The 18,280-nt window shown below is 47.3% G+C and carries 13 protein-coding genes; 3 read left to right on the top strand and 10 right to left on the bottom strand.

What is annotated here, in order from left to right; all coding sequences use genetic code 11:
• Window positions 1-84: 84 nt before the first annotated feature.
• Together JW881_10195 and JW881_10190 are read left to right on the top strand one after the other, a co-directional pair.
• Window positions 85-858, top strand: a complete 774-nt coding sequence (locus JW881_10195) for an outer membrane lipoprotein-sorting protein (GenBank protein MBN1697871.1) — start codon at window positions 85-87, stop codon at window positions 856-858.
• Window positions 859-1,093: 235 nt separating this feature from the next.
• Window positions 1,094-2,434, top strand: a complete 1,341-nt coding sequence (locus tag JW881_10190) for a M23 family metallopeptidase (protein ID MBN1697870.1) — start codon at window positions 1,094-1,096, stop codon at window positions 2,432-2,434.
• A gap of 112 nt (window positions 2,435-2,546) precedes the next feature.
• Here the strand turns inward: JW881_10190 and JW881_10185 are convergent, their stop codons facing one another.
• The 6 genes from JW881_10185 to ptsP form a co-directional block, all read right to left on the bottom strand.
• Entirely contained in the window at window positions 2,547-6,731 is a 4,185-nt protein-coding gene (locus JW881_10185; GenBank protein MBN1697869.1) for a hypothetical protein, read from the bottom strand.
• 52 nt (window positions 6,732-6,783) lie between these two features.
• The gene (locus JW881_10180) at window positions 6,784-7,443 is read right to left on the bottom strand and encodes an HAD family hydrolase (GenBank protein MBN1697868.1); all 660 of its coding nucleotides are present in this window, start codon (window positions 7,441-7,443) and stop codon (window positions 6,784-6,786) included.
• Window positions 7,444-7,455: 12 nt separating this feature from the next.
• Complete coding sequence (locus JW881_10175) at window positions 7,456-8,850, bottom strand: hypothetical protein (protein MBN1697867.1); 1,395 nt, start codon at window positions 8,848-8,850, stop codon at window positions 7,456-7,458.
• A 144-nt stretch (window positions 8,851-8,994) separates the two neighbouring features.
• Window positions 8,995-9,318, bottom strand: a complete 324-nt coding sequence (locus tag JW881_10170) for a MerR family transcriptional regulator (GenBank protein ID MBN1697866.1) — start codon at window positions 9,316-9,318, stop codon at window positions 8,995-8,997.
• A gap of 55 nt (window positions 9,319-9,373) precedes the next feature.
• Window positions 9,374-10,726 carry a ribosome biogenesis GTPase Der gene (der, locus tag JW881_10165; GenBank protein ID MBN1697865.1) on the bottom strand — a complete coding sequence of 451 codons (1,353 nt, stop codon included), beginning with the start codon at window positions 10,724-10,726 and terminating at the stop codon, window positions 9,374-9,376.
• Window positions 10,701-12,449 (bottom strand): phosphoenolpyruvate--protein phosphotransferase, encoded by a 1,749-nt coding sequence (gene ptsP, locus JW881_10160; GenBank protein MBN1697864.1) that lies wholly within the window; start codon window positions 12,447-12,449, stop codon window positions 10,701-10,703. Before ptsP ends, der begins: the two co-directional genes overlap by 26 nt.
• A 145-nt stretch (window positions 12,450-12,594) precedes the next feature.
• Between ptsP and JW881_10155 the strand changes: the two genes are divergently transcribed.
• Window positions 12,595-13,395, top strand: coding sequence for a GerMN domain-containing protein (locus tag JW881_10155; protein ID MBN1697863.1), 801 nt, complete (start codon window positions 12,595-12,597; stop codon window positions 13,393-13,395).
• Window positions 13,396-13,437: 42 nt separating this feature from the next.
• On the opposite strand, the gene JW881_10150 is transcribed toward JW881_10155, so the two are convergent.
• From JW881_10150 to JW881_10135, 4 genes are all read right to left on the bottom strand, one after another.
• Complete coding sequence (locus tag JW881_10150) at window positions 13,438-14,223, bottom strand: TlyA family RNA methyltransferase (GenBank protein ID MBN1697862.1); 786 nt, start codon at window positions 14,221-14,223, stop codon at window positions 13,438-13,440.
• 2 nt (window positions 14,224-14,225) lie between these two features.
• A complete protein-coding gene (locus JW881_10145; GenBank protein ID MBN1697861.1) occupies window positions 14,226-15,020 on the bottom strand; it encodes a TIGR00282 family metallophosphoesterase in 795 nt (264 codons plus the stop codon).
• Between the two features lie 185 nt (window positions 15,021-15,205).
• Complete coding sequence (gene rny, locus JW881_10140; GenBank protein ID MBN1697860.1) at window positions 15,206-16,735, bottom strand: ribonuclease Y; 1,530 nt, start codon at window positions 16,733-16,735, stop codon at window positions 15,206-15,208.
• 153 nt (window positions 16,736-16,888) lie between these two features.
• Window positions 16,889-18,280: hypothetical protein (locus tag JW881_10135; protein ID MBN1697859.1), on the bottom strand; the 1,392-nt coding region annotated here is incomplete at its 5' end.

Raw genomic sequence — 18,280 nt, 5'->3', positions numbered from 1 at the left:
GGCGGCGCTTGCCATTCCGGTTTTAATCTCACTTCAGCCTTTCGGCGTACATATCGGTTTCGATTCCGGGAAAGGGAAAAAGTAATGAATGAAAACACCTCCCTGAAACGGGGAACGCTTCTTCTCATATTCCTTGCGATCACCCTTTCCGTTCCGGCGGAGGAAATGGACGGTACGGTGGGATTTCTCGAAAAAATGGAAATGAATCTTTCCTGCCCCGACTCCTCCCTCGTGACATACAGGGCGATCACGTGTCTTTCACGGGAACAGGGAGATTCCCTATTCCGTGTCCATCGTTTTTTCTGCATGAAAGACACCGGGTGCAACCTCCTTTTGATCGCCTCCTCGCCGGATGCAATCAAAGGTTCGGGTGTCCTTAAAAAAGGCGATGAATGGTGGCTTTACAATAACCGGATCAAGACGTTTTTTATCGCCGCCGGAACCGATCGAATCGATTCGACCGCGCTTTCGTGTTTGGATTTCCTCCCCGCGCATTACAGCAGCTGGTACGCAATTGAATCCCGGGAGCCGTTTGCCGAAGGGCCGGATCAATTCACGCTGATTACACTCCGCGCCAAAACGAAGACCGCCCCCTTCGCCGTGTTGAGGGTCCGTGTGGCCGAGCCCGAACTGCTCCCAATGCGGGAGGAGTGCTATGATCATGAAAATCATCTTGTCAGGACGAGATGGCTGCGGAAATGGGAACGGAACGATCAATGGTATATTCCGACGGAAATCGTGGTCGTCCGCGGAGAAAACCCCGATATAAAAACCCTTCTCTTCCCGGAAAAGATAGTCAAAAGCCCGCTTCCTGATTATATTTTTACCCGTTCGTTTCTGGAATTTCTCGGATACTGAAGAGGTATCCATATTTACAAGCCGTTCATGCGACGATTGTCTTCTCTGTCAACAGGGTATATCATCTCCGGTTTTATATTCGGAATAAATCCGCCATGGAAGGCCATTCGTCGAACGGCGGCGGGCATTTTCATTTTTCGAAAAACAAGCGGCTGTTTCCTGTGTTTTTGCCTCGGCAGCTGGCATTTTCCCCTCACTTACCCTATACTTTGAACGTGAAGAAAGGAATGCGACAGTGAAACGAAACAGGATCGTGTTTTTTCGGGCAATATCGATCGCAATCGCGTTACTCCCCGTCATACCGCTTTTCCCCGATGACGGCGGCGGACCGATACGCATTTTCCCATGTGCCTGTATTCCCGGAACGGACACCATCAGAATGATGGCCTTCTACGACCATGACCCGAAACAGGCGACGACCTTTTCCTCATACGGTCTCGGAAAAAACAACATCCTGGATTATATGGGGGGAGACAATACATATGACGGACATATCGGGAGTGATTTCGGACCTGCGGGATTCGAAGACCAGGACGTGGGTATTGCCGTAGTCGCCGTTGCTGACGGTGTGGTATCCGATGTCCTGGACGGTGTTTTCGACAGGGAAAACTCGGTCAAAAAAGGGGTACAGGGTAATTTCGTCCTCATCGATCACGGCGGGGGACGCGAAAGCTATTACAATCACTTGAGGAAGGGTTCCGTATGCGTCAAAAAAGGAGAGCATGTGTCGACGGGACAACAAATCGGACTCCTGGGAAGTTCGGGAAATTCGACCTGGCCCCATCTTCATTTCGAGTGGCGCGAGAACGGTGTATCGGTCGACCCATTCTCGGGACCGATTAATCCCATCGTCTCGAGATGGTCAGCGCAGCCGCCGTACGATTCTCCTTTGGTTATCACCGATTGCGGTTTGTATTATCCTGAAAATCGTAAAAAACTGCCTTTCGTTTCCGTGAGGGAAACGTATGCAAAACGGGGAGAGAGTAAAGACAGAAAACTGCAATTATTGATTACCGTACTGAATGTGCCCGAAACCGAATACGAAAGAAAATGGCGTCTCGTTTCACCGGATTCGGAGTATGTCAATGAATGGACGGATACGATCGACGGATCGAAACCATGGCATGGACTGGGCGCAGAGGTGTGGCAATATTCGTATTCGGCCGTATTTTCAAAAAAGGCGTCCCCGGGACGCTGGCGGATGGAGATCTACCACGATGGACAGCTCGCGAAGCGGTGTTTTTTTACCGTGGATGACGAAAAACCCTCGAACAGCCCCCCCGCCCCCCCAAAAGGAGTGAAGCTGGCCCCGCCGTCTCCGGAAAAAGACGGCCCCGTCGCCTGCGTGGTCGATGCCTCCATCGACTACCCCGATCCCGACATGGATAAAATCTGCTACCGGTATGAATGGCTCGTTGACGGCCGTCTCGTGAGGAATGCGACGAGTGTCACGCGGCTCGATTATTGTCCCGCGCATCTTGCGACCGGCGCTAAAACACTCACCTGCAAGGTATACACGAGTGACGGTAGGTTGGAGAGTGAAGCGGTGGAATCTTCCCTTAATGACAAGGAGTAACAGGTATTCTCGCAGATCGGCTTATTATATTTCCGAAAACCGGATTCGAGTCCCGACCGCCGTTTAATGCAGGTCCTTCACGATATCAAAAAAACCGTATATGATGGTCAGTCTACCGTTTCTTCGGTTCCAGTTCCAGAATGAGTTCCACTTCCCCGAGACTCGTACTTGTCGCCTTTGCGATCTCCTTCGGCGCCCAGCCCTGACGGGAAAGCTTGATGATCATCTGGCGCTTATCCGGTGCGGGCGCGCCGCGCGATTTCGCGCCCCCGTTATGTCCTTCGTCTTTCATGAGAGTTTGCAGCAGTTTCAGCTGATCCTGCGCGTTCTTGCCGATCGATTCGAGCCGTGTTTCCGTTCTGGCGAGCCACTCCCTCGCGGTCATGAGTTTGCTGCTCCGGTTTTCGATATCGTTCATCAGATCGTCGATTTTCTGCAACTGGGTGACGGCCGTATCGGCCTTCGGCTTGTTTTCAATCAGATATTTCAACTCCTGGCCGATAGTGAGAACCTTGGGCGGAATATCTGCGACACTTTCCTTGAGCCGCTTGATTTCCTTTTCCAGTTCCTCGAGAATCCGGAAGTTTTTATCCACTCCCTTTGTCGTCGAATCGATCACCTCTTTCTTTTTTTCGAGTCTTGTAAATTGCGATTCGGTCATTTTACCGATTTCACTCAATTCCCTTATTTTTAGTTTGATCTCCTGAATAGCATCCGAAGCGGCCGTCACATCGTGAAGTTTTGTGTCGATCTCGTCCGCGACTTTCATCAGCTGACTGAAATTCTTCTCCATACTTTCGAGCCGCCGTTTCTCGGCAAAATATTTATTCGCTTTTGACGTCACTTCGTCCGCCAGCTTGTTCACCTTCACGATCTCTACGGTTATCGCGTTCATTTTTTTACGCGAAGGCTCGATTGTCTTGAGATCTTTTTTGAGTTCATCGATGTCGCTTCTCAACTGAATCTTGAGGGTATCGGCTCGCTGGAATAATTTCGTTTGCGCGACAAAATTCTCCTTCTGCTTCTGTATTTCAATCAAATCTTCCGAGAGTCTCCTGTATTCCGTCTCGATCCGTTCGACGAGCTTTTCATACATCTGGCGCGCCTTTTCGTGATCTTCCCTGTATGTTTTCTCGAAACTTCCTATCCGTTTCTCGAGGTCTTCCTTCGATATCGAGGCCATGTTCGAGAGTTCCTGTTCGAGTTCCTTGTATTGGCCGTTGAAGCGTTCGAGGGCGTAGTGTATCCGTTCGTTCAACTCGTTGTCCTGTTCGATGAGCCGTTTTGAAATATCGTGAATCTTCCGGTCCGCATCACTGATAAAATCCTTGAGTTCATGTCTGTTCCGCGCGGCCTCCTCTTCGATCGCTTTATATTCATCGCGGAGGTTTCCGCTCATCTGTTCGATATCGGCCGTCACATCCCGCATGGTTTCCTTTATTGTCGCGAATTCCTTTTGCATCGAAATCATCGCTTCCCGTTCCGGTCCGATCCGTTCGGCCGTTTCATTGAAAGCCTCCAATTCCCCTTCGAGTTTATCGATAAATGCTTCCGTCCTCTCGAATATCTTAGCCCTTTCATCGAGCTGTTCCTGTTTTTCTTCGATAGTATCGAGGTTCATGACAAGATGATTATACCTTTTCTCGAGTTCGACGAGTTGTTCGTTTTTCTTCTGCTCGACATACGCTTTTGCCGAGGAGATATCTTCACGAAGATCCCGTATCTGCAGTTCGAACTCACCCTGCACGTCTTTCAGTTTCGCGGTAAACTCTTCCTGTTTTCTGCCGTAATCCCTGTCGAACGCCTCGAAATATGTTCCTGTCTTTTCTTCGACTTCCTCCTCGAATTGCCTGAACCGGCTCGATATCGAATCGAGATCGTCTTTCAGTTTCGAGTAATCAGAATCAGTTTTCTGCATGAAATCAGCCTGATGCCCCCGTACTTCGTCTTCGAAGCCGTCGATCCCGGATTCGAGTTCCGTCTGCATCGTCTCGATTCGATCAGTCATTTCACGCCGGTATTGTTCGATCGCTCCGTCCAGGGTGTCCTTCCATTCCACTTCTCCTTCTTCGATACGCTGTTTGATGACCTGCCTGAAATCGGCGATTCTCTCATCGATTTCCGATATTTCCCCGTCCGTTTTTTCGGACAACCGTCTGAGTCCGGTTTCGAGCTTCTCTTCGTACCGACGGACGATCTCCTCGTTATCTGATTTTAAACGTCCGTTCAATGTCTCGATCTTTTCGTTGACATCGTCCTGCCATTCATTCAGTGTTTGTTCTATCGTTTCGCTGCGGTCTTTGAGATCCTTGAAAAAATCATCCTCGAATATTTTTAATTTTTCCGATACATCCTGATACGACGATGATTTCAATTGACCGATTTCTTTTTCAAGGTCCGCGATTTCTGTCTTTATTTCATCCATCATGGACGCGGCCGCGGTCCTGTCTTCATTGCGTTTTTCCGTCAATGAAGCGATAAACAGTTCGAAGTCGTTCTTCAGTTCTTCCTTTTTGGCCGCCATTACCCCTTTCAGGTTTTCCGCGAGTTCTTCGATATCGGCGTTCGACGCTTCGAGTTTCGCGAAGCGGTAATTCATATCACGCTCATACTCCTCAAGCCGGTCTTCGATACGCCCCATGACCCCGGAAGAGACATCATGGGCGGTACTATCGATTTTATTCTGATATTCCGTTCTGAACTCTTCGATCGCCTGAAGCAGACTGCACGAACTTTCCTGAAGGTCTTTTTTTATATTCGTCACCCTGAAATCGATATCGTCTCCCAAACGGTTTATCTCTTCGAAATCCTTCTTCACTTTCTCATGGCGTACGGCGATCTTTTTTTCCAGTCCATTGATCTTTTCCTCGAATGTCGCGCAAAGCCCCGTGCGTTCCTCCTCGTTCTTCTTTTCCAATTCTTCCAGCATCAGGTGATAATCGTTTTTGAATGACGAAAAATCGCCGTCGATCTCCCCCATCTTGTTCGTGTATTCGATATCGAGGTTTTGCATTTTGTTCCTGCAATCTTTGAGAAAGTCCTCCGTTTCCGCTTCGAAGCATTTTTGTTTGTCGAGTGTCTGCTTGATATATTGCTGCATCGAACTCTCGATTCCCGCTTTTCCCTCGATGAATTTCGTGTTGAGGTCTTTGACCATTTTTTCGATCTTTTTACCGACACCGGCCTTCCAGACTTCGGTGTTTTGCTTCAGTTTGCCCAGGATACCGAGTATCTCGTTGTTCCGTGTTTCGACTTCCCGGGTAAAGCCGTCGAGTTTTTTCTGGATTTCATTGTGTATCTTTGCCGCGTCATTGTTCGTTTTCTGTTTCAGTTCGGCAAACACCTCATGTTCGAATTTCTTGGCGTCTTCCGCCGCTTTTCCGAGTCTCTGTTGATAGGTTATCTCCGTATGCTCGACATCTTTCTTGAACTCGATGAGGCATTTCAGAAGCCGGTCTTCCTGTGAGGTAATCTCGACATCGGCGGAAGCGACCAATTCGTCTATCGAGGCCTTATAGGTATCCTTCTTCCGGTAGGCGTCCTTGAGAATGCCTGCGAGGTACGCCTGGAACTCTTTTGCCATATGCTCGCGCCGCTGCCCAGCTTTTTCCTCGAAATTATTGTAGGCCGATTCGAGATTTTTCACAAGCTGCTGGCTCAACGAATCACGCCGGGCTTCGAGATGAGTCAAGTAGGTGGAGAAATCCTTTACGCGACCCTCATGGGCGGTTATCTCTTCCGATGCCTGATTGATCCGTTCCCGGATCCCTTCGAGGATCTGGTTCTTGACCTTCGAAAGATTTTCGAGATTCTGCGTATTAATTTCTTCCTTAATGGACGGTATGGCTTTTTCGAGCTGATCGAGCCGGCCCGCCGCCTCCTTTACCCTTTTACCGACCTTGTCGATAAAACCGGATTCATCATGAATACGCCGCAGATTCTCCTCCACAAGGACAGTCGAATGATTGAGTTCCTCGATAAGAGTATCGTATTGATGCACCCTGTCTTGCACCTTATCCATTGTCTCCGCCTTGCTTTTCAACTCGAGTTCGATGTCATTGATTCTGTTCAAGATTTCTTTTCCGGTTTTCAGATTAACCTGCACATCGATGGACAGATTCCGCATTTCCTGGGTTTTTTCATCGATAAAACCGGACAAATCGCCCTTGATTTTATCCGTAAAACGTTTTACCTTTTCGAGACTGCGATTGTTGCGGTCAAGATAACGATATATAATGAGTATGGTTATAACGATCGCAATCGTAATAAGGTTTGCAGAAAATGAGACTAGTTCCATTTTTCCCCTCCCAAAGGAATATACATCATATTAACGCATTGTGAATCTGGTGTCAAATAATTTTTTCTATAATACGCGAGTAAAAATCCCCGTAGTGAGAAAAAGTGAAGTCGGAAATACCGGCTTTTTTACGTCCTGTTGAAAGATGTGCCGTTTTCATGCCCACTCTTTTCGCTCCGATTATATCGTGACCGTATGTATCTCCGACATAGAGAATATCTTCCGGTGCCATATCGAGCAGCGCGCACAATTTCAGAAAACTCGCCGGATGGGGTTTCAGTCGATGAACCGATTCGGCCGAAAGGGTCGCCGCCCATATATCACTGAGTCCGAGGAACGCGAGTTTTTTTTCGACCGGATAATCGGAGAGAACCGCGAGGGTGAATCCCTGCGCGTCAAGCCGTCTGAGGACCTGTTTCAGATACGGGAAAGGTTTGATAATGGCGAAACTGTCGATCCATTGCCCGTAAATTCTCTCTTCGATAAGCCGGAATGCCCTGGAAGGCGGAATATCGAGTTTTTCCGCGAGAAGGTCCGCCTGTTTTCTACGAAAATCATGTATTCCGTCCATTGCACGAATCTGTTTACGCATGCTCCGGTAATGATAGGCAAACGAGGGGTGGTTGAAGAATAATTTTATCGAGGTGAGATACATCCAGAAATACGGGTACAGGGTTCCGTCGATATCAAAACAAACCGCGCGAATTTTCATCGTCTGAAGGTCCTATTGGAGAAGCGGAGGAGAAAAATCGCCTGAGGGATTCAATCTGATGCAATGAATATACTCGCCAATGTGATCTTGCCTGAATGTTTCGAGTTCGGTCTCATGGTTCCTCTCCATGACGATGATATGAAAGCTTCCATCCGCCTGGAAAACGGGAAAGAACACGGCGAGATGGACATGTTGATGCAATGGCGGTTCTTTACCGTACTCCCTGTTGATTGAACCGATATACATGCTGCCCGGGTACCTGGCCGCGTCCAGAAAGAGAAGCAGCTCGAGTTCGGAAACGGGATATCCGACGTCCTCGATATAGGTGAGGTAGGGAACGGAACGGACATCGAAGGTCTCCGGATTCGACTGCGTTTTCCCCGATCGTGCTTCATCGTATGCGACGGCGCAATTTCTCGACCAATCGAGACCGAAATACGGATCACGGCTGTCCTCGTACCAGTCCGACCAGCTGTTCCCCCGGACCTCGAGGTGTTTGATTTTGAGACGTTCGACGGAAAGATAGCTTCCCGAAAGCGGAAAACAGAGGCCGTCGACGATCCATTTGACGAATCCGGAACAGTTGAAGCCATTTTCGCCCTCCTGCAACCGCCCGTCGTGAATAAAGACATACTCCCCGCGTTCATTCATCGCACCGTCGTCACGGTCATTCATTACCGGCAGCCGGTCGCGAATGGTTTCGACCATTGCGGGGATATTCCCGTTTTCATGTTCGTATCCCCCGTAAAGGACGGTATACCAATCGATGACCGGCCTTGTGTAGGAGATGATGGACGAAAGCGGTTCGAAAATCACGGTATCGATAGGATGGGGAAGAACGATATCGTGACAGATCCTGACGTCAAAAAGGTATACATCCAGAAGAGATCGCTTCCCGTACGGGAATATTCTGAGAAAACATCCGCTGTTATCCCGGATCATCACCGTCATTCCGGCGATGGCACCGTCAATCAGACTTCGTTTGACGGAAACATTACCGGTCCCGATCATCGGAAATTCGTCTGCCTTTTCATTCAGAAAGAGAAAATAAAGAAACTCTTCATTGGCGACGACCCGAAACTGGACACGGACCTCATCGTCTTCCCTCTGTACGACGGCCTGTTTTTCGTTCTTCGCCTTATAAAGACTCGATAGGATGACCGTCCGGTAGAGAAGTCTGACGTCCTGATTTTCGGGAAGATGAAGCGAATGGGAATCGAGGTCCGTATGAAAAAAATTTTCGGCGCGGAGTCCGTGCGGCCACAAGATGCACATCGAGACTGCCGCGAGTATCAGACGGCATCGTTTCCGCCATTGTCCGTTGCCGGGCATCCGTGCGTTCCTCCTTTCTTCCAAAACCGGTATTCCCCCTTGTTGCGTTACATCAGATCCGTCGCCTTCGTTCATAACACACCGCCTTTCTGAAACCTGCGGGGCACGACGGCGGCCTGTTTTCTTATTTTCGACATTGAACGCGGATAACATAACTTTCTTCCCGAACGCTCTCCCCCTTCCGACGGACGGCCTGACGTCTCCCAACGGACATCGCGTTCAGGGGTCGGGGCCGGACTTTTTCATGACATGCAGCAGTTCCATCAATTCACTTCTTATTTCCGCGATCCTTATTTTGAGATCAATGTGCGGGGCGTTAATCTCCTCCCAGATTCTGTTACGGGCGCCTTCGATTGTATACCGTTTTTCATAGAGGAGATATTTAAGGCGCTGGAGAAGCCGGAGGTCACGGTCGGAAAAGGTTCTCCTGCCGCTTTTTGTTTTTCGCGAAGAGAGAAACGGTATTTCCTGTTCCCAATACCGAACCACGTGTGGTTTCACGCCGAGCATTCCGCATACTTCACCGATACTGTATTTCCGCATGTCTTGCATCCCCATGGAAAGAAATCGGGATATATTTTAGAGTATCTGCCGGCCGTTAATGCCGTCGACTATTTTTTTCTTTTTCCCTGAACTCGAGTTCGACGGGAATACTATCCAGTTTCAATTCCCTGCGCAATCTGTTTTTCATATAGAGTTTTTGCTCATTCCGTAATTCGCCGCATCGACTCAAAAAAAAGACGAACTTGACCGGATTGGAACTTACCTGGGTTGCGTAACGAATTTTTACTTCCTTTCCTCTCACCTTGACCGAATCGAGATCCGTCCACCGCTTGAGCAGGGTATTGAGACGCGATGTATCGATTCGGGAGGCGAGTTGCCTGTAAACCTTGATGCTCGTCGAAAGGAGTTTCTTCATCCCTTCCCCGGTCATTGATGAGACGGGGACGATCGGTGCGAAATGCAGCATCGGAAAGAGAAATCGGAGTCTGTCAGTCACCGCCTGAAGCCTGTTCGGAATATGTTCGAGGAGATCCCACTTGTTCAACACGAGGACGATCCCACGTCCTTTTTTTTCAATCAATGCGGCTATTTTTTTATCCTGCTCGGTGATATTGCATCTGCTTTCGATAAGGAGAAAGACGACATCCGAATCTTCAATAGCCCGGATCGCCCTGTTGACGGAGTAATATTCGACGGATTCCTTGACCTTTTTTTTCCGTCTGATCCCCGCCGTATCGAGTACCTGAAAATGATAGTTATTGTACAGAAAACTTCCTTCGACCACGTCCCGGGTTGTTCCCGGAATCGATGAAACAATCGATTTTTCCTCGCCGATAAGGTAATTTGTCATGGTCGATTTTCCGGTATTCGGTTTTCCCAAAATGGCAAGGCGTATTTTCTGCCGGCCACCAGTCTCCGTTTTACGGGTTTCATGGTCCTTGAAAAAAAAGAGTATTTCCTGTATCAGCTTATCGATGTTTCTGCCGTGAACAGCCGAAACATCGACCATTCGCTTGAATCCGAACTTATAGAGGTTCCATATTTGTTGCGCCCGCTTTTCGTTATCGACTTTGTTGACAACCAGTATTATTTTTTCTTCAAGCGGCCTTACCTTTTCGATAAACTCCAGATCGTCTCCGTTTATATCGGTAATATCGATGAGGAGGATGACCAGATCGGCTTCTCCGGCAACGGCAAGGCTTTTGCCCGATACAAGCTGATTGTATTCCCCCTCTTGCAGGGTAAACCCCCCGGTATCGATGAGGATAAACGATTTTCCCTCAAACTCACACGATGACTCGACGGAATCCCGTGTCACACCGGGGGTGGGATCAGTAATCGCGCGTTTTGTTCCCAACAAACGGTTAAACAGGGTGGATTTGCCGACATTCGGTCTCCCGATGATCGCAATCCTGGGGAAATCAACTTTTACCGGAATTGAAATCAAGCTTCTCCTCCATCCACTTCACGATAGTCTTTTCTATCTTCGCCGTCTGTTCCATCGAGAGAACCTGATCGACAAGACAGGCCGCCTCCGACATGTTGATCGAACGAATGATTTTTTTCACCTCCGGAATTCTTACCGGACTCAGGCTGAACGAATCCAGTCCCAGCCCCACAAGGAGCGCGACCGCGTACGGATTACCCGCCATTTCTCCGCACATTTCCACCGGAATACCCCGGCGCTTCGCATTATCGATCACCTGTTGAATAAGACGAATAACTCCGGGATGAAAGGGTTCATAGAGATACGCGACCCGTTCATTCCCTCTGTCAACGGCGAGCGTGTACTGGATAAGATCGTTTGTGCCGATGGAAAAAAAACCGGTATGGCGGGCGAGGATATCGGATGTCAGGGCGGCGGACGGTACTTCTATCATGATACCGATATCGATATCTTCGACAAACTCGATCTTTTTCTTCCTTAAGTCTTTCTTCACCGATTCGACCATACTCATAAGCAGCTTCAATTCATCGATACCGGAAATCATCGGGAACATCATTTTCAGACGGCCGTGGACGGACGCCCGAAGAATCGCCCGTACCTGCGTCTTGAAAATATCCGGATACGACCTGTAAAACCTGACCGCCCTCCAGCCGAGTAATGGATTGCCTTCTATCCTGTTGTCGAAATCGGGGATTATTTTTTCGCCGCCGTAATCGAGTGTCCGGATGCAGACGCTTTTGTCCTTCATGGCTTCGAGTACCGTACTGTACGCCTTGTACTGTTCGTCTTCCGAAGGGAAGCCGGTCGGTTGAATGAATAAAAACTCCGACCGGTAAAGCCCGATCCCGTCTGCGCCATGTGCGATCGCGGATTTCACTTCGTCCGGAGTTTCGATGTTCGCCTTGAGATTAATAATTTTTCCGTCCCTGGTCGTCGCGGGAAGCTTGTTCATGTTGAGAAGCTGAAGTTCATGTTTCAGCCATTTTTTTTGAGTTTTCCGGTAATTCTTTTTTGTCACATCATCCGGCGTGATGATGACTTCTCCCTTATTACCGTCGATGATCAATTCATCATCGGATTCGATTTTAGTCGAAATATCGGAAAGCCCGACAACCGCGGGAATTTCAAAGGACCTCGCGAGAATGGCGATATGGGATGTTTTTGTCCCACCGTCCGTCGCGATTCCTTTTACCTTTTCCTTGTTCATCCCGATGACGTCCGACGGAAGGAGTGTCCCTGCGACAAGAACGACTTCCTTCTCGAGATCCGCAAGCGACCTGCGTTTTTTAAAAAGCAGGTGTCTGAGTATTCTCTGGGAAATATCGACGAAATCGGTGGTCCGTTCCTTGAGGTATTCGTTTTGTGTCGCATTGAGTTTGTCGATATTTTCTTCGATCACCTGAAGCAGTATCCACTCGACATTCTTTTTCTTTTCATGCAATTTTGTGATGATCTCTCTTGTAATATCGGGATCATTGAGCATGAGGATATGTGAATCGAGCAGACGGCATTCTTCCTTGCTGATCTTCTTTTTTTTCTTTTTTTTTAATTCCTTAATCTCGATGGTCGCACTTTCAACGGCCTTGAGAAAGCGTTCATGCTCTGCGAGTATTTCCGAATCCTTTATATCGTATTTCGGGGTACTGTATTCTTTTTCAAGGTATAGATATGCCTTACCGATTATAATTCCCGGCGAAGCGACGATACCCTTCAAGGTTTTCATACACGTTTACTATACGGCTTTTTCTATCCCATGTCAAATATATAGAATGTATTTTACGCGTAAGCGATCCGACAGACGGCGAAGCGGAATCAGGGATAAATTGTTGGTTAAAAAAGTATTTTATTAAGCCGATGATTATAACAGTATGGCCGGAAAAAAAGTATCGATAGGTTGTCTTTTCTGGATAGTCCTCATTCTTCTTGTTATCGTTATCGTGCTGGCCAATCTGAAAACGGCAAACGATATCATCAAAAAAACCGGGTTCGAAGAAATGGTCAAAAACATGTTCAGCGGAGATAAAAAGGAGAAAAAACCCGATCTGCCGGTAATCCGCACAAAAGACAATGTGGAAGATGAAATTAAGGTCAAACGATCGGATGACTCAATACCTGAAAATGATCCCGTCGATACCGTTATCGATAAAAAAGACGAAGAACTTCCACGCAACGACGACGCATCGGGGGATAACGGAAATGAATTACCGGACCCGACTCCACTCACGGTGAAAAGGAATATGAGACGGGCGCTTATTTATTTTGCCAGGGTAAACGACGACGGTACTATCGCTCTCAAGGGATTCAAGAAATCGGTATACTACGACGATTCGCCTCTCAAGGAAACCATTCTTACTCTCCTCGGCGGCCCGGGTTCCCAGGAAATCAATGCCAACTACTATTCCCTGATTCCGGAACACACGACGCTCAACAATATATACGTCAAAGGTTCGATTGCCTATCTCGACTTTAACGAATATTTTCGTTTCAATACACTCGGTAAAGAGGGACTCAAAACCCAGCTGAAACAGATCGTTTATACGGCGACCGAATTCGCGAATGTCACGGGCGTACAGATCCTGATCGAAGGTGAGAAAGTCAATTATCTTGGACCGGAAGGAATTTTTATCGGCGAACCACTTTCGCGCGATTCTTTTATCGCAAGCAATTGATCATTCTTACACGACGGGCGACGCCTTTTGCTATCGATGTTTTTATACTCCGCACATCTTTTTCAGGTTTTCTTTTATCGTTTCCCTCCCGTCTTCCTGCTTCTGTTTCAGCATAAAAAACAATTCCGTATTTCCCTTTCTTCCCTTAAGCGGGGAACGTTCGATTCTCGAGACAAACACGTGCTCACTATATAGATCATCGATCAGATGTTCACATATCCGATATACCAACCGGTTGTCCATCACGATCCCCTTGAACCCGGGAGCCGGATGCTTCCATTCGAATTGCGGTTTTATCAATGCGATCAGCCATCCGGGGCTGACCAGTGACAGGATATGCGACGCTGCCTGCCTCACGGAACGAAACGAGAGATCACAAACCGCGGCGGAAGGTCGCTGCGTGAGATTTCCGGCAGTCACGTCCGTTATATTGGTTCGTTCCATAACCACCACACGTGGATCTTGCCTGAGCCGGTAATCGATCTGATTATATCCGACATCGATTGCATAGACCAGGCGGGCGCCTTTTTTGAGAAGACAATCGGTAAATCCCCCCGTCGAACACCCCGCATCCAGGAAAATTTTATCATTGACCTCACACCGCCACTTCGAAAGGACATGATAAAGTTTTCTGCCGCCCCTTGAAACAAAACCCTTTTTGAGAAACTCGATGGTGCAGCAGGAGGTGACGGATGTCTTGGCGTCGGAGACTTTTTCACCGTTCACATAGACCTCACCACAGACAATCCGTGCGTACAACTCCTCCCTCCCGATATCGGGGTAACGGCCGCAGAGTAATGTGAGAAGCGGTATTTTTTTTTCTTTCATCGCTAGATAACGGACTTTTCCCAGATACGCTCGACGGATACGGTCTTCCCCGTTTCCGCATCGATTGAAAGGAGTACGCCCATAATATCGGCCTGCTTGTCCGCGACCTCCATTTTGAGGGGCATCTGACTCAAATTTTTCTGGATCACTATGGACGGATTCATCCCGATAATACTCTCTCCGGGACCGGTCATCCCGATATCGGTAATATAACCCGTTCCGTGCGGCAATATTCGTTCATCCGCCGTTTGTACATGCGTATGTGTTCCGACGAGCGCCGAAATTGTTCCGTCAAGATAAATAGCAAGCGCTTCCTTTTCTTCCGTCCACTCGGCGTGAAAATCGACGATAACCACTGGTGTTTCCCGTCTGAGCCGCACGGCGGTATCTTTTCCGACCTGAAAAGGACATCTGAGGGGAGAAAGGAAGACCCTCCCCTGAAGATTAATAATCCCGACCTTCTTATCCTTAACCGTTATAAGGCAATGTCCTTTACCGGGAACACCTGTGGGATAGTTTTCCGGTCTGAGAATCCGGTCTTCTTTATCCAAAAAGGGCAGTATCTCCCGCTGTTGCCAGATATGGTTACCGGTCGTGATGACATCGACTCCGGATTTAAAAAACATCTGGCATATTTCAGGAGTGATTCCTTTTCCTTCAAACGCGTTTTCTCCGTTCACGACCACACAATCGGCTTTTGTCGTCTTTTTCAAACTCCCGAGATATCCGAATATAGCCCTGCATCCGGGTTTCCCAATGACATCACCCAGAACAAGTATTTTTAAACCATGATGCATCTTTGTTAACCTTCATTTTTTATTCAGCTTTTTGTTCCAACGTGTCGACGAATACCCGGATAAAAAAGGAGGGAGCCCTTTATAACCGTCACCGCGCTTTTGGCGGTAACCGTTATCAAAAGGCTCCCGAAGAAAAGAAGAAAACTCCCCTTCATCAGCAAGAATACGGTGTTGTCCGCTACACCTTACCTTGCATATTCCAATATTCTTGTTTCCCGGATGATCGTTACCTTGATTCTTCCCGGATATTTTAACTCATCCTCGATTCTTTTGGCGATTTTTTTTGCCAGCTCTTTTGCCTCGTCATCACTCACTGTTTCGTTGTTGACAATAATCCTCAATTCCCTACCTGCTTGAATTGCGTATGATTTGTCGACTCCGTCAAAATCTTCTGCGATTTTCTCGAGGTTTTCAAGCCGTTTCAGGTAGTTGTCGAGGGTTTCCCGTCGTGCTCCCGGCCGCGATGCCGAAATGGCATCCGCGATCTGAACGATAATCGCTTCGATCGACTCGGGCTCCACATCGTTGTGATGTGAACCGATCGCGTTAATCACTTTCGGATCTTCCCCGAGCTTCTTGGCGAGTTCCATCCCTATTTCTGCATGATTTCCCTCACTCTCCGTTTCGACTCCCTTGCCGATATCATGAAGCAGTGCGGCGCGTTTCGCGATATCGACATTCGCTCCCAGCTCCGAAGCCAGAAGTCCCGAAAGTATCGCGACTTCTTTCGAGTGATTGAGGACATTCTGTCCATAACTTGTCCGAAAGTGAAGCCGTCCGAGTGCGCGTATTCCTTCCGGCCTGAAATTATGGATACCCAGATCAAAAAGTATTTTTTCACCTTCTTCGTAGATTTTTTGACCGATTTCCTTTGTCACTTTCTGGACAATTTCTTCGATTCTCGCCGGATGTATCCGCCCGTCTGATATGAGTCTTTCCAATGAAACCTTTGCGATTTCTTTTCTGATTGGATCAAAGCACGAGATAACAACGGCTTCGGGAGTATCGTCAATAATAATATCGACACCGGTCAGGGTTTCCAATGTACGGATATTACGCCCTTCCCTTCCGATTATTCTCCCTTTCATTTCATCATTCGGCAGACTTACCGATGTAATTGCCACTTCCGATGTGATATCAGTGGCGATTCGTTGGATTGTCGCCACGATAATTTCTCTTGCTTTTTTTTCTGCAGTTAGCTGTGCTTCCTGCTCTATCCTGTTTATAATGACCTGTGCATCTCGTTTCGCTTCGTTTTCAAGACTCTGCACCAGCAGCTTTTTAGCTTCTTCTGCAGAAATACCGCATATACGTTCTAGTTCTTTTTTCCATTTTTCCTGATTTTTCCCTATCTCTTCTTCTTTTTCTGTTAACGCTCTCTCCCGGTTCGTTATGACCTTTTCCTGCTTTTCAAGCATGGTCATTTTTCTTTCTAGATTCTCATCTTTATAAATAAGCCGCCTTTCCATCCGTTGCAGCTCATTTCGTCTTTCACGGGTTTCTCTTTCCAGTTGATTCTTTTCCCGAAGCAACTGGTCTTTGGTTTCTAGTAAAACCTCTCTCTTCCTCGTTTCTGCTTCTTTTTGTGCCTCCTGTATTATCCTTTTAGCCTTTTGTTCAGATGAAGAAAGTTGAAATCTGGCATAGAGCCATCGGATAACCCAACCTAGAATACCACCGGCGAGAGTACAAATGATGCTTAATAAAATTTCCATCATCGTCCTCCACCTTTTAATTTATCTCACAAATATACATACTATCCCTGTATATTGTCAAGTACCACTTTATATTACAATTAATAAAATAATTGTTATCAGCATTTTTTTTATCCATTAAATTACGGACCGGCATCCGGCTGCGGCTGTTGTTTACCGTTGTAAAACAAGCTTTAATGCATTGATGATGTTCTTGATGTAAAGCTTTTCAAACCGTGAAAACGCCAGAAAGAGATACGCCTCTTTCCCTTTAAAAACCGCCGGTAAAAAAGCCGCGCCGTTCATATGATTGATATCAGGTTCACACCGCTTATTGAGAAAAAAATTGATATGTTTCACGGGAAGGTTGATAAGAAATATTTTCCGCTGATTGAATATTTCCGTTGTATAAATATCCTCCCTTTTGAAACGGAAATATTCCTTGCAAATGTCACTGAAACCGACGGAAACATCGAGACGATAACCGTCGCCTTCCCGAATCAGCAATCCATTGATAATCGAGTTTATCTGACGTGAAAACTGCATGAGTGATTTTATCTGGGTAAGCATGTCATCCGATTCATCGAACTGCTTCAGATATTGATCATATTCTATGCCATTATCTCCAAAATAAATATATTCTTTATCGACCGTTTCACGTGCTTCGGTTTTCACCGGTTTTTCCGCTTCCCGACTCACTTCATCAATAAGCTCCTTTAATCGTACGTTTTTTGCCGATTCATCTCCTTCCAATAGATCTTTATTTATTTTATACACGCCGTTTTCCATAATGATATTTTTACTCATATCGCCGAGGATTTCCCTTATTTCCTCTATCGAATAAATACGAAATTTCCCGTCGTGTAATAATTTCTCATATTCTTCGCGTGCGGTTTTAAAACCACCTGCATACGAAGAGGCATCTCCGGAATCTAAATACCCTTCTCCGTTTGACTGCCCGATGCCGACCGCCCCTTCATCTTCAATCGCATCTGCAAACATATTCTCATCATCGGCATCTTTTGTTTTTTCGCTTTTATCGTCTTTCTCCTTTTTAAGAAGATAGTACTTACCTCCCCGTTCGAAATATATATATTCGTCCGGACTACCCGCGAGATCCAATTCTTCGAGATATTCAAAGGGTTCGGGAGGAAGCTCGTTTATTTCCTCAAATACAATCCTGCCCCTTCCGGAGCTTATTATGATTTCCTGCCCCTTGCCGTCCCCCGTAAACCGATCCTTTTTTAAAAAGGAAGATTCTGCCGATTCGAATATTTCCTCGAGTTTTTTGCTCGAGCCCGTTGAGAGGACGAGTTCTTCCTCCTGTGCTTCTTCTTCCTTTTTACGTTCATGAGTCCGATTCGACGACAAATACTCTGCGGCATACTCTTCTTCTGCGACCGCACCGTTATCTTTCTCATCACCCACATTTATTTCTTCTATTGAAGGAAGTGAAGGTTCCTTTATGATCTGTAATGTTTCGATTTCATCGGCTTCCCCGATTTCATCGGCTTCCCCGATTTCCTCGGCCTCCCCGATTTCTTCGGCTTCCCCGATTTCTTCGGC

The organism is Spirochaetales bacterium, from assembly GCA_016930085.1.
Classification (GTDB): Bacteria; Spirochaetota; Spirochaetia; order SZUA-6; family JAFGRV01; genus JAFGHO01.
The sequence above is the reverse complement of the archived record's forward strand: the minus strand, read 5'-3'. Positions and strand labels throughout refer to the sequence as shown.